Here is a 12,583-nt window from a genome sequence, read left to right as displayed (position 1 = left end):
CGAAGGGAACCGACACTCCCGTGCCCGTCCGCTACTCCCGCCCGGCCGCCGTGGTGGCTCTCCTCCTCGGCGCGTCGATGCCGCTGGCGATCCCCGCGTCGGCCGACCCGGCGAGCCCGCCGTCGCTGTCCATCGGCATCGACGACGGGCGCGCGAACGCCGCCGCCGGCGACGAACTCGCCTACACGGTCAAGGTCGCCAACACCGGCGCCGCCGACCTCGCCGGGCTGAAACTCGTCCAGAACCTCCCGCCGGGCCTGCGATTCACCTCCGCCGACCACGATGGCCGCCGCGACGGCCAGTCCGTGACCTGGACCGTGACCGTCCCGGCGGGCAAGGACCTGACGGTCACCAGCCGGGGCGTGGTCGAGCCGGTGCCGAAGGGCACCACCCGGCTGGCCTCCTCGGTGTGCGCGCAGGTCGCCGGTCAGGACCGGCCCGCGGTGTGTTCCACCGACTCCGACGCGCTCGACGCCACCGCGCTGGCCGCCGCGTCCACCGGCGAAAGCCCTTGGTGGTACTGGGTTGTCAGCGCGCTGGTGGTACTCGCCGTGCTCGCCGCCGTGCTGCTGGTCCGGGGCCGCCGCCGGGAGGCGGCGCGCGCCGGGGCCGAGTAGCCCGCGAGCGCCGGCTATTTCGTGTACGCGTAGACGCTGGCCCGCGAGATGCCGAGGAGGTCGGCGATCGTCTGGGCGGCGTTGCGGGAATCGAAGTAGCCGTCCTCGTACAGCCGGCGGATGAGGTCCCGCTTCGCCTCGCGGGACAGGGCCCGCGGTGTGGTGGACCGCTCGGCGGCGGCCGTCTCGACGACCTCGCGCAGTTCCCGGCGGGTCCGGTCCCGCAGCGTCTCCAGCGGCGTTTCGCCGGGATGCTCCGGGTCGGTCGCCACCAGCTTGGTCAGTGCCAGCGTCACCGGCGAGAGCGTCGAGACATCGAGGTTCAGGCACAGCGCGGCGATGTACTCCCCGGCGGCGTTCTTGATCCCGATGGAGGTGCTCTTGGCCGGTCGCCCGTCGGGGAACCGGTTGGCGTAGTTCTGGATGACGCCGGGGTAGTCCGGATCCGCGATGCGGGCCAGCCCGAGTTCGGTGGCGGAATCGCCCACCTGCCTGCCGGACAGGTTGTTCTCGATCGCGCGGACGGCGTGCGCCGGATCGCGCAGATCGTGCAGGACCACCTCGCAGATCCCCGGGAACATCCGGCCCAGCGCCATGGCGATCTTCTCGGCCACGCCGAGCAGGTGCTCGTCGTCCGCGTTCTCGGCCGCCATCGGTGGGTCCCTCCTGTTCGAGGTCGCGCGCACGCGCACGACCTCGAACAAGGTATCCAGCCGTGGACTAATAGTCCAGGCGCGGTCAGAACCAGTGGAGGCAGTGCGGGGCGCGTTCGGTGCGGAAGAGGGCGTCCGCGCGGGCGGCGGCGTCCGCGTGATGGGCCCGCACGTGCCCGGCGTGCACGAGGGTGCTCGGGGCGGTGCCGCCGAGGTAGATCGAGCCCAGATCGCTCACGTCCAGGGACAGGTCGGGCTCCCGGTCGGTCGGGACGCAGTCGCCGGTGCCGTCCCGCACGGTCAGCAGGTAGCGGCCGTGTTCGCCGAGGAACGGGTCCTCGACGTCGAGGACGAGTTCGCCGTCGGCGAACCAGCCACGGGCGGTCAGCGCGCCCGGGATGTCCAGCAGCCGCGCCCACAGCCAGTCGCCCTCGTCGCTCGGCTGCCCGGCGCGGAAGTCCGCCAGCTGCCAGCGCAGCGGGTGCCCGGGCGGGAAGTGCTTGAACACCACCCGGGTGATCAGGTCGTGCCCGAGCAGGCACCGGGCCAGGGCGGTGTAAACGGTGTCGTCGACGGCGACGGTCTCGTCGACCGTCAAGGTGCCGCCGGGCTCGTCCAGCGCGTAGCTGGCGTACCCGTCCGCGAGTCCGTCGGCGTCCCGGTGGACGGCCACGTAGCGCGGCGCCGGGGAGATCGGGGGATGCCCCGCGCCCGAGGACCACCAGCGGTGCGGCCGGGAGAGCGCGCCGGGCTGCCCGCGACGGTACCGGTCGTAGACCTGTTCCAGGATCTCGCCGCAGTCGGCACGCCGCAGCAGTTCGACCGTGCCCGTTTCCGGCGCGTCGGCGGTGCCACCGGCCCGGGGAACGGCGAAAGCGGCCTGGTGACGCGGCACCGTGAGCCGCCGCGTGTGGGTCGCCGGTCCGTAGCCGAACCTGCGGTAGATCAGCGTTTCGGAGGCCAGCAGCACGGCGAGGAACTCACCGCGGGCACGCACGTCGGCGAGCTGACGCCGCATCATCGCGCTGAGCACGCCTTGACGCCGGTGCGTGGCCAGGACACCGACCGCGCTCACGCCGGCGACCGGGACGAGGACCTCGCCGGGCAGCGTGAGCTCGAAGGAGTACGCGCCCGCGGTGCCGACGGGCCGCCCGTCCGCCGTCACGGCGAGGAGATTGCGGTCCGGCTCGGTCGCCGCCCACCAGACGCCGCCACCGTCGTCGGCCGGGGTGTCCGGGAAGCGCCCGAACGCGGCGTGGACGGTGTCGACGAAGACGTCGAGGTCCTTCTCGGTCGTGGGACGGATTTCCACTGCTGCTGCCTTCCCGCGGGTACCGGCACCACGGTTCGTGGCGCCCGGCCACAGTGCATCGCCGGCCCCGCGGCCGGGGCAAGCGAATTACCGCCCGGCCACCGACCGGCGCGCCACCAGTGCCGCGGTGATACGGGGGAGTTCGGTGGAGCGCGCGGGGTTGAGACCGGTCATCGTCGCGATGCGGCGGAGCCGGTAGTCCACCGTGTTGGGGTGCACGTGCAGCGCGGTCGCGGTGCGGCGCCGGTCGAGTCCGTAGTCCACATAGGACTCCAGGGTGCGCAGCAGCTCCGGCTTGGCGTCCAGCGGGCGCAGTAGTTCGGCCAGCCCGGCCAGCGCCTCGCTCGGCCTGCTGAGCTGGTAGTCGAGCAGGACGTCGGCGAGGCGGTAGAGCCCGGGCGGTTTCCCGGTGCGCCGCACCAGGTCCACGATCTCCCCGGCCTGCGCGACGGCGGCCGGGATGGCCGGGGGCCCGGCGGTGACGGCCGCCGCCGTCACCGCGGCGCCCGCCAGGTCCGCGGCGTGCCCGACCAGCGCGCACAGCTCGGGCCAGCGCGGCGGTTCGGCGACCGGCATGAGCACCGTGCCGCCGGAGGTGTCCAGCGCGGTCAGCGTCGGTCGCCGGGCGAAGCGGTCGAGCGCGGTCTGGACCCGGCGGGTCTTGCGCCGGGCCGCCACCCGCGCCCGCTGCCCGGGACCGCGTTCGTCCGGATGCCGGGCCAGCGCGAGGATGAACACGACGTAGCACGGCGCCGGCCGGTGCCCGGTGCGCTGCGCGACCTGCTCCAGCGGCTCCCCGGCGAGCAGCGCCGTCATCAGCGCGTGCCGCCCGGCGTGCTCGTGGCCGTCCAGGATCTGCCTCGCCTCCAGGTAGGCGCTGCTCACCGCCGCGATCAGCTGCCGGAGCAGGCCCAGCTGCCAGCCCAGCGCCTCGTGCAGCGCGGGCAGATCGGCCGGGCACGCCTGTCCGGCGATCTCCGCCCAGCCGATCGCCATCCCCAGCTGGTAGGCGCTGAGGATCGCGTCCAGCGGGATACCCTCTTCGGCACGCTGGGCCGCGGAATCCCGCTGGCGCGCGAGCTCGCCGTCACGGGCGGGGCGCCGCTGCTCGATGACGTCGGCGAGCAGCCGCAGGTTGTACTGGACGATGTCCGCGATGTCGCCGACGAGCTCTTCGCGCGGAAGCTCCGCGTAGACGGGCAGTTCGCCGGGGAGCCGGTCGAGCACCCGGCGGGTCAGCATGGGGACCCGGGCGCGGAGCAGGCGCCCGACCGGCTGCCCGGCGAAGCACAGCACTTCGTTGTTACGCGTCATAACGGCTCCCGCCCAAATCTGCGTTACCGGCCAGTTACCAACGGTGGCACAAGTCCGCATGATGTTGTCCGGCACAATTGACGACACCGGGAGCCGCCGTGAAACCGCCCTCCGTCCGCGTCCTCCGCCACTCCTGTGTGGTGGCCGCGCTGCTGGCCCTGTCCGCCGTCCCCGCCACCCCCGCCGCCGCGCAGGGCCGCCAGGTGTACGCCGCGCTCGGCGACTCGATGGCGTCCGGGCCGCTGATCCCCGACATCACCGGGCCGGTGGGCTGCGGCCGGTCGACGCACAACTACGCGCACGAGCTGGACCGGCGCTTCTCGTTCACCATGTTCCGGGACGTCACGTGCAGCGGTGCCGAGACCAGGCACCTCACCGAACCGCAGTCGACGAGTGTGCTGGGGCACCCCACCGGCACCGTGTCGCCGCAGTTCACCGCGCTCAGTTCCGACACCACGCTCGTCACCCTGACCATCGGCGGCAACGACGCCGGCCTGATCGGCGTCGCCAACCAGTGCGTCAACCTCAATCCGTTCGCGACGCCGTGCAAGACGAAGTTCACCGCGGGCGGCGTGGACCAGGTCGCCGCCCGTGTCGACGCGGTCGCGCCGAAGATCGCGGCGGCGCTGGACGGGATCCGGCTGCGTGCCCCGCGCGCCCGCGTGCTCGTGACCGGGTACGGGCTCTACATCAAACCCGGTGGCTGCTGGCCGCTGCAGCCGGTCCTCCCGGTCGACGCGGATTACCTGCAGGGCAACGTCTTCCGGCTCAACGATGTGATCGCCGGACAGGCGAAGGCGCACGGCGCCACCTACGTCGACGTCGCCGCGCCGAGCGCGGGACACGACTCGTGCCAGGCGCCGGGGGACCGCTGGATCGAGGGCTACGTCCCGACCGACCTCGCGGCCCCGCTGCACCCGAACCGCCGGGGTGAGGCCGCCTACGCCCGGATCGTCGGCGACGTCGTCGGGCGGGGTTGAGCATGGCTCGGGTCTCCCGGCGTCTCGCCCTCGCCGCGGCGGTCGCGGTGCTGCTCGCCGCGACCGCCACCCCGGCCCTCGCCGCCGAAGGCTGGCGGCAGACCGGCGTCCAGCGGTACTACCTGTTCGACGCGCTCCAGCGGTCGCAGGGTGTCGCCACCGACGGCGGCTCGTGGTTCTTCTCGTGGCAGTACGGCCTGAGTCACGTGAGCCTCGACGGCCGCACGCTCGCGGCGAACAATCCGGCCATCCCGGCCGAAATCTCCCGGCAGGGCGGGAACCACATCGGCGACATCGACTTCCACGACGGGAAGCTCTACGTCCCCATCGAGGACGGCCCCGGCTACCGGCATCCCTACCTCGCGCTGTACGACGCGCGAACCCTCGAGTTCACCGGGACCGCGTACGCGCTTCCCCAGGCGTTGCACACCAAGGGCGTCCCGTGGGTCGCCGTCGACGCCGGGCGCGGCTACGTCTACACCGCGGAATGGGATCCGACCGCCGCGCTGAACGTCTTCCGGCTCGCCGACCTGAGCCTGGTGAAGACCGTGCCGCTGAACCCGGCGATCGGCCGGATCCAGGGCGCGAAGCTCCACGATGGCGCGCTGTACGCGTCTTCCGACAACGCCACGAAGTCCGTGTACCGCGTCGATCCGGACAGTGGATCGGTCACCGAGGTGCTGCGCCGGGACCTGGGCGGCGCCGAGGCCGAGGGCCTGGCGTTCCTCGCCACGCCGGACGGCGGGGTGATGCACGTCCTGGAGGCCGCGCCGAAGACGTTGTCAACCGCGTTACGCGGCTACGTCCGGCTTCCGTAGCGCCCGAGCCCGCCCGCCCCCGTCCGTCCACGGTGACCCCGTGGGCGGACGGGGGCTTTCGGCGTTCCGCGCCGGACGAGACGTTGCGGATCGGGTGGGACCGCTATACGGTGAGCGAACTAGAACAGGTTACAGTTTTGGGTGGCGGGCCGGACCGAGGAGCGGAAATGGTGAAAAGGGCGCCGCGTAGCGACGAGGCCGACTACGTGGTCATCGGGTCGGGCAGCTCGGGGGCGGCGATCGCCGGCAGGCTGGCGGAATCGGGTGCCAGCGTGATTGTTCTCGAGGCCGGCAAGAGCGACGAGCAGCTCCTGGTGAAGAAGCCGGGGATGGTCGCCCCGATGCACGCGGTGCCGCAGCTGAAGCGGATCGTCGACTGGGGCTACTACTCGGTGCCGCAGAAACATGTTCTCGATCGCCGGATGCCGGTGCCGCGAGGCAAGGTGATCGGCGGCTCCAGTTCGGTCAACGGCATGGTGTACGTCCGCGGCAACCGCGCGAACTTCGACTCGTGGGCCGCCGAGGGCAACAAGGGCTGGGACGCGGACAGCGTGAACGCCGCGTACAAGCGGATGGAGGACTTCGAGGACGGCGAAAACGCCTTCCGGGGCGCGGGCGGGCCGATCCGGGTCACGCGCAACAGGACCCCGCAGGAGGGCACGCTCCAGTTCCTCGACGCCACCGCCGACGCCCTCGGCTGCGACATCCTCGACGACTACAACGCCGGGTCGCAGGAAGGCGTCAGCCGGATGCAGCAGAACGCCGCCGACGGCCTGCGCTACAGCGCCTCGCGCGGGTACCTCCGCGACCTCGCGCCCGCGACGCTCCAGGTGCAGTCCCGGGTGCTGGCGAAGAAGGTCGTCATCGAGAACGGCCGGGCGGCCGGGGTCGAGGTGATCGACGCGAACGGCACGCGGCGCACCGTCCGCGCCGGGAAGGAGGTCATCGTCTCCGCCGGGTTCGTCGGCTCGCCGCAACTGCTCATGCTCTCCGGCATCGGCCACGCCGAGCACCTGAAGGAGTTCGGCATCGACGTGGTCGCGGACCTGCCGGTCGGCGACAACCTGCACGACCACATGTTCCACGCCCTGACCTTCCGGGTCTCCTCCTGCACGAACAAGGGCACCGCGCCGTACTTCGCGCGCGGACTGGCCCGCGAGCTGCTCCGGCCCGGCAGCACGTTCCTGGCGAACTCGGTCTTCGAGGCCCTCGCGTTCCTCAAGACCTCGCAGGCCGGCGCGGTCCCCGACCTCCAGCTGCACCTGCTGCCGTGGGCCTACGTGACGCCCAACCAGGACGCGCCGATCCGCCACGACGTCGATAAGCGCCCCGCGCTCACCGTGCTGACCACCCTGATCTACCCGAAGAGCCGGGGCACCCTGCGGCTCGCCTCGGCCGACCCCACCGCGGCCCCGCTCATCGACTTCCAGTACCTGGCCGACCCCGCCGACCTCGAAGTGCTCGGCGAGGGCTCGGAGATGGTGCGCGAGATCTTCGCGTCGAAGGCGTTCAAGGGCGCGGTCAAGGAGGAACTCCACCCCGGCACCGGGGTGCGGGGCCAGGAGCTGCGCGACGCGATCCTGAACCGCGCGACCTCGGTGTACCACGGCGTCGGGACCTGCCGGATGGGCGTGGACGAACTCGCCGTGGTGGATCCCGAGCTCAAGGTGCGCGGCGTCGACGGGCTCCGGGTCTGCGACGCGTCGATCATGCCGTCGATCACCGGCGGCAACACCAACGCGCCCGCCATCATGATCGGCGAGATGGGCGCGCAACTCGTTCTCGCGGACCACTGAGCGGAGCCGACGATGACCCTCAGCACGGCCGGACCCACTCGTCCGCGGTCGGTGACCGACGCGTTCCTCGCCGGCCTCGTCGCGCGGGTGCCGGGGTCGGCGGGCACGACCTGGAACCTCACCGAGGTCTACACCGGCGACACGCTCGTCGAACTGCCGCAGTCGGCACCGGCCGACGTCGAGCGGGCGTTCGCCACCGCGCGCGCGGCCCAGCGGAAGTGGGCGGCCACCCCGCTCAAGCGACGGCTGGCGGTGTTCAAGCGCGCGCACCGGATCTTCGTGGGCAACGCGCGGGCCGTGGCCGACCTCATCCAGGTCGAAAGCGGCAAGAACCGGCGGATGGCGATCGAGGAGACCTGCGATCCGGCGATGGTGATGAGTCATTACCTCAAGCGGGCGGCCAGGCTCCTGCGCCCGGTCCGGCGCGGCGGCCCGGTGCCGCTGCTGACCTCCTCGACCGAGATCCGGCAGCCCAAGGGAGTCGTCGGCATCATCGCGCCGTGGAACTTCCCGTTCGCCACCGGCATTTCCGACGCCATCCCGGCGCTGATGGCCGGCAACGCGGTCGTGCTGAAGCCCGACAACAAGACGGCCCTCTCCCCGCTCTACGGCGTGCGGATGCTGGAGGAGGCGGGGCTGCCGGAAGGCCTGTTCCAGGTGGTGTGCGGCGAGGGCCCCGACGTCGGCCCCACGCTCATCGACCACGCCGACTACGTGATGTTCACCGGGTCCACGGCCACCGGCAAGGTGATCGGCGAACGGGCGGGCCGGAACCTCGTCGGCTGCTGTCTCGAACTCGGCGGCAAGAACCCGATGATCGTGCTCGACGACGCGGACCCGGCCGAGGCCGCGCAGGGCGCGGTCTTCGGCGCGTTCGGCAACACCGGCCAGATCTGCATGCACATCGAGCGGATCTACCTGCCCGAGTCCCGCTACGACGAGTTCAAGAAGGCCTTCGTGGCCAAGGCCGAAGCCCTCGACGTCCGCGCCGCCTACGACTTCGGCCCCGAAATGGGCTCGCTCGTCTCGGTGGACCACATGCGGCGCGTCAAGTCACACGTCGACGACGCCGTCGCCAAGGGCGCCACGGTGCTCTGCGGGGGAAAGCCGCGCCCCGATCTCGGCCCGGCGTTCTTCGAACCGACGATCCTCGAAGGCGTCACCAAGGACATGCTCTGCGGCGTAACGGAAACCTTCGGCCCCGTTGTCGCGTTGCACAGGTACCGCACCGTCGACGAGGCCGTCGCGCTCGCCAACGACACCGACTACGGCCTCAACGCCTCGGTGTGGAGCCGCGATCTCGACGCCGCCCACGCCGTGGCCGCGCGGATCGAATCGGGCAACGTCAACATCAACGACAGCCTGGCCACGGCCTTCGCCGCCAAGGGGACGCCGTCCGGCGGGGTCAAGAGCTCCGGTGTCGGCGCCCGCCACGGTGACCAGGGCCTGCTCAAGTACACCGACGTGCAGAACCTGGCTGTGCTCAAGAAACCGGTCATGGGGCCGCGGCCGGGTCAGGACTACGGGAAGTACGTGGAGAGCATGCTGTCCGGGCTGAAGCTCATGCGGAGGTTTCGCATCCGATAGCCGTCGTGTTCCACAGTGGACTCTTCGGTACGGGCGATCGGGCATTTCCGGGTGGGCGCGGGGGCAGGACACGGAGCGAAGGCGTGTTCGCCGGTGGCCCCGGCGGTACGGTGTCCGGCGATCGGGCGGCGGCGGCCCGGCGCGGCGGCGGGAGCGGGGCATGGAGCTGACCAGGGTGCACCCCGGGTTGCGCCGGTCGGTGCGGCGGGTTCCCGTGCTGCCCGTGCGGTGGCGGTGGCTGCGCGGCCTGTCGCGGGCCGTGTTGCGCCGGTTCCCGCCTGGCGCGGTCGTGGCCGGGGTGCGGTTCCGGGACCTGGACGCGGACGGACGCGCCGTCCGTGTCTATCGGCCGGAGTCGGGTGCTTCCGGGGCCGGGCTCCTCTGGATCCACGGGGGCGGCTTCGTCGCGGGCCTGCACACGCAGGATCACCGGTTCTGCGCCGGTCTCGCCCGTGACCTCGGCGTGGTCGTTGTTTCCGTCGACTACCGGCTGGCCCCGGACGATCCGTTCCCGGCGGCCATCGACGACTGTGTCGCGGGCTGGGACTGGTTCCAGCGCGTCCACGCGGAGTTCGGCGTCGACCCGGCGCGGATCGCGGTCGGCGGGCAGAGCGCGGGCGGCGGGCTGGCCGCCTGCCTTGCCCAGCGCGTCCACGACCGGGGTGGCGTCCGGCCCCGCGCCCAGCTCCTGTTCTGCCCGATGCTCGACGACCGGACCGCCACGAGGACCGAACTCGACGCCCGGCGGCACTGGATCTGGCCCAACCGCGACAACCGGTTCGGCTGGTCCGCCTATCTCGGCCACGAACCGGGGCGGCCCGCCGAGCCCTACGCCTCCGCCGCCCGGCGCGAGGACCTCGCCGGTCTGCCCCCGGCCTGGATCGGCGTCGGGGACATCGACCTGTTCCACGAGGAGGACACCGCCTACGCGCGACGGCTCCGCGCGGCGGGCGTCGGCTGCGAGCTGGACGTCGTTCCCGGGGCGCCGCACGGGTTCGAGTCGTGGGCGGCCGCGGAACCCGTCGCCGCGGACTTCCTCGGGCGGGCCCGGGAGTGGCTCGGCCGCGCCGTCGCGTCTCCGGGCCCCGGTTGTTCCGGAGACCGAGACGGCGCACCCTCGAGCCCGTAGGAGACCGGGCGCCATGAGGATCCCGGGTCACCTTGCCTCTTCGACGAGGGGGCGAAGTGTGCCGTGGAAGGCGGCGATGTCGATGCCCCTGAGCAAGCCGTCGCCCGGCCGGTACCGCACGGCGACCGGGCAGCTGCCCTGGTCGGATTCCGTTCCCGGCACGGAGAAGGCCGCGACTCGCCGCCCTGTCGCGGCTTCGAGCACGGATACCTCATACGTCGCTTCGAAGAGCGAAAGGATCAGCGGGCCCTTCTCGAACGGGCAGGTCACTTGCCTGCCGGAAGGGCTGCCCGGCTTCGGGGTCAGACAGGCGACGAGCTGGACCCGCGAGCGATCCACCGGGCCGAGCGCATCGGCGCCGGTCTTCGGCTGCCACTGCGCAGGCAGGAAGAACCCGCTGTCGTGGATGCGCTCCTCCTTGCCGAGCTTGATCAGGGTGATCCAGTGCGGGCCGGGCCCGGAGTACCGCGGGCCGTGGATGTTGTAAACGTATCGCTCCGGCTTCTCGCAGGCGGTTTCGTCGCCGGCTGCCTGGATCGGTCCCGACGGGCGCGCCGCCGGTGGCAGCACCGACGGTGGCGGGCCACCGGGACGGTCACCCGGCCACGCGCAGGGACCGTCGAACACGAGCGACAACGAGGCCGTCCAATCGCTGTCCAGCTGCAACTGGACGCCGATCCCGTCCGGGGCGTGCCCGCGCAGTGTCCTGGTCTGCCCCGGTTTTCCCGATCCGGAGACTGCTATCGTGTTCTCCGCGAGATCGCCGAAGCCGTTGTCTCCCAGCCACTTCTTGATGGCGTCGAAGTATTTCGCCGGATCCTGGGCGCCGAGGCCGATGGTATAGGGGGAGTCCGGCGCCACGCCCCAGTCCGGGCCTTTGACCGGCAGGTCCGCGCAACTTTTCCGCGGTGAGAACCGAGCCGCCACCCGGTCCGATTCGAAGACGAAGGTCGGATCGAGGACCTCGGCGTGGATCCGCTCGGCGTAGTCGGCGATCCGCGCGCTGATCTCCGTCACGCGCACAGCCGGCTCCGGCGGCCCCGGTGGAGCGGGCGGCGCCGCCGGCGGCGGTGTACCACCACACGCCACCAGCCAGGTCAGGCAGCATCCGACGAACAGTACCCTGGCGATCGTCAGCTGGCCGACCATGAGCACATCCTGCCGGGGTGGCCGGGGACCCCTCCCGGACGCGGCGATCCCGACTGGCGGAAGTCTTGTTGGCGACCTTTCGGCCGGGCCGGTGGTTTTCCGTCCGGGACGACGGCCGCGGCGGGCGGTGTGGTCAGGACGAGCTGTGCAGCGCCGGGTCTCCGGTGAGGATCTGCTTCTCGAGCACCTGGAGCGATGGGCTCGGGTCGAGGCCGACCTCTTCCACCAGATGGGACCTGAGCGTGGCGAAGGCGATCAATGCGTCCGCCTTTTTGCCGCTCTGGTGAAGTGCGATGATGAGCTGACGCGCGATGCGTTCGTCGAGCGGCTGATATCGCGCGAGGTCGTGCAGTTCGCTCAATATCTCGGTACTTCTGTTAAGCCTGATGAACGATTCGTTACGGTCGATCAGCGTGGAAATACGTTCATTCTCGAGGGTGGTTCTGAGATTGAGGAGCCAGGAGCTGGAGACGTCGGCGAAGGCCGGGCCGCGCCACAGTGCGTGTGCCTCGTCGAGCAGCGCGGCCACCCGTCTGTCGTCGTCGGTGTTCCTGGCGGTGACCACGAGACGGCGGAACCGGTGCAGGTCGACCGTGTTGGGATCCACGGTGAGCTGGTAGCCACCGGATCTCCGGGCCAGGGTGGCCTCGTCCTCGCCGTCCGCGCCCAGCGCGGTCTTCAGCCTTCCGATGTGCCCGTAAAGCACGTTTCTGGCCGAATCCGGCGGATCCTCGCCCCAGACCCGCTCGATCAGCCTCGTGGTCGGTACCAGCCGATTGGGTTCGGTCAGCAACGCCCCGAGTACGCACCGTTGCTTCGGCCGTCCAATGTCCAACGGTTTTCCGCCGTCCAGGACTTCAATCGGGCCGAGCACCCTGAATTCCAGCCTCGCCTTCTCTGCGGTCACGAAGTGAACAGTAGTTGTCGGCGGTGAGAACAAGAGAAGACCTCCTGCCTTTGGGGCGAACGGTACAGGGTTGTGTGCACTTCCGGGCAACCGTGGGATCCGGGCCGAACCGCCGGTGTTATGGGGCACAAGCGGTACCTCGTAAATGAAGTTGACCGATTTGCCGTACCGCTCTGCGTCGAAGGGAGTAGCCGGTACTGTTCCGGCGCGCGCCCCTGTTGTTCGACAACGTTTTCACCACGTTTTCGCAATCCTGGGCGGGCATCGTTGGCCGTCTCGGGGACGCGGAGGCGGTGAAAATCCTTCGCGAACAAGGATCGT

The 12,583-nt window shown here is 71.2% G+C and carries 11 protein-coding genes; 6 read left to right on the top strand and 5 right to left on the bottom strand.

The window, feature by feature from the left end; translation table 11 throughout:
• The first annotated feature begins 20 nt into the window (after positions 1–20).
• Complete coding sequence (locus tag ABD987_RS40170; protein ID WP_345407316.1) at positions 21–617, top strand: hypothetical protein; 597 nt, start codon at positions 21–23, stop codon at positions 615–617.
• Between the two features lie 14 nt (positions 618–631).
• Here ABD987_RS40170 and ABD987_RS40165 read toward each other — a convergent pair whose 3' ends face one another.
• The 3 genes from ABD987_RS40165 to ABD987_RS40155 all read right to left on the bottom strand — a co-directional run bounded on the left by ABD987_RS40165 (position 632) and on the right by ABD987_RS40155 (position 3,896).
• Positions 632–1,270, bottom strand: coding sequence for a helix-turn-helix transcriptional regulator (locus ABD987_RS40165; RefSeq protein ID WP_345407313.1), 639 nt, complete (start codon positions 1,268–1,270; stop codon positions 632–634).
• An 85-nt stretch (positions 1,271–1,355) separates the two neighbouring features.
• Positions 1,356–2,582, bottom strand: coding sequence for a GNAT family N-acetyltransferase (locus tag ABD987_RS40160; RefSeq protein WP_345407310.1), 1,227 nt, complete (start codon positions 2,580–2,582; stop codon positions 1,356–1,358).
• An 87-nt stretch (positions 2,583–2,669) separates the two neighbouring features.
• Complete coding sequence (locus ABD987_RS40155; protein ID WP_345407307.1) at positions 2,670–3,896, bottom strand: PucR family transcriptional regulator; 1,227 nt, start codon at positions 3,894–3,896, stop codon at positions 2,670–2,672.
• Between the two features lie 98 nt (positions 3,897–3,994).
• Here ABD987_RS40155 and ABD987_RS40150 point away from each other — a divergent pair, with 98 nt between their 5' ends.
• From ABD987_RS40150 to ABD987_RS40130, 5 genes are all read left to right on the top strand, one after another.
• On the top strand, positions 3,995–4,876 hold the full coding sequence (locus ABD987_RS40150) for an SGNH/GDSL hydrolase family protein (protein WP_345407304.1): 882 nt from the start codon (positions 3,995–3,997) through the stop codon (positions 4,874–4,876).
• Between the two features lie 2 nt (positions 4,877–4,878).
• A complete protein-coding gene (locus tag ABD987_RS40145) occupies positions 4,879–5,694 on the top strand; it encodes a hypothetical protein (RefSeq protein WP_345407301.1) in 816 nt (271 codons plus the stop codon).
• A 167-nt stretch (positions 5,695–5,861) separates the two neighbouring features.
• Positions 5,862–7,490, top strand: coding sequence for a GMC family oxidoreductase (locus tag ABD987_RS40140; RefSeq protein ID WP_345407298.1), 1,629 nt, complete (start codon positions 5,862–5,864; stop codon positions 7,488–7,490).
• A 12-nt stretch (positions 7,491–7,502) separates the two neighbouring features.
• Positions 7,503–9,077: a succinic semialdehyde dehydrogenase gene (locus tag ABD987_RS40135; protein WP_345407295.1), complete on the top strand. Its 1,575-nt coding sequence runs from the start codon at positions 7,503–7,505 to the stop codon at positions 9,075–9,077.
• Positions 9,078–9,237: 160 nt separating this feature from the next.
• Positions 9,238–10,206: an alpha/beta hydrolase gene (locus ABD987_RS40130; RefSeq protein WP_345407292.1), complete on the top strand. Its 969-nt coding sequence runs from the start codon at positions 9,238–9,240 to the stop codon at positions 10,204–10,206.
• A gap of 27 nt (positions 10,207–10,233) precedes the next feature.
• On the opposite strand, the gene ABD987_RS40125 is transcribed toward ABD987_RS40130, so the two are convergent.
• Together ABD987_RS40125 and ABD987_RS40120 are read right to left on the bottom strand one after the other, a co-directional pair.
• The gene (locus ABD987_RS40125) at positions 10,234–11,355 is read right to left on the bottom strand and encodes a hypothetical protein (RefSeq protein WP_345407289.1); all 1,122 of its coding nucleotides are present in this window, start codon (positions 11,353–11,355) and stop codon (positions 10,234–10,236) included.
• 133 nt (positions 11,356–11,488) lie between these two features.
• Positions 11,489–12,262 (bottom strand): AfsR/SARP family transcriptional regulator, encoded by a 774-nt coding sequence (locus tag ABD987_RS40120; protein WP_345407286.1) that lies wholly within the window; start codon positions 12,260–12,262, stop codon positions 11,489–11,491.
• Between the last annotated feature and the right edge of the window lie 321 nt (positions 12,263–12,583).

It is taken from the genome of Amycolatopsis samaneae (assembly GCF_039541975.1).
Taxonomy (GTDB): domain Bacteria; phylum Actinomycetota; class Actinomycetes; order Mycobacteriales; family Pseudonocardiaceae; genus Amycolatopsis; species Amycolatopsis samaneae.
The sequence above is the reverse complement of the archived record's forward strand: the minus strand, read 5'-3'. Positions and strand labels throughout refer to the sequence as shown.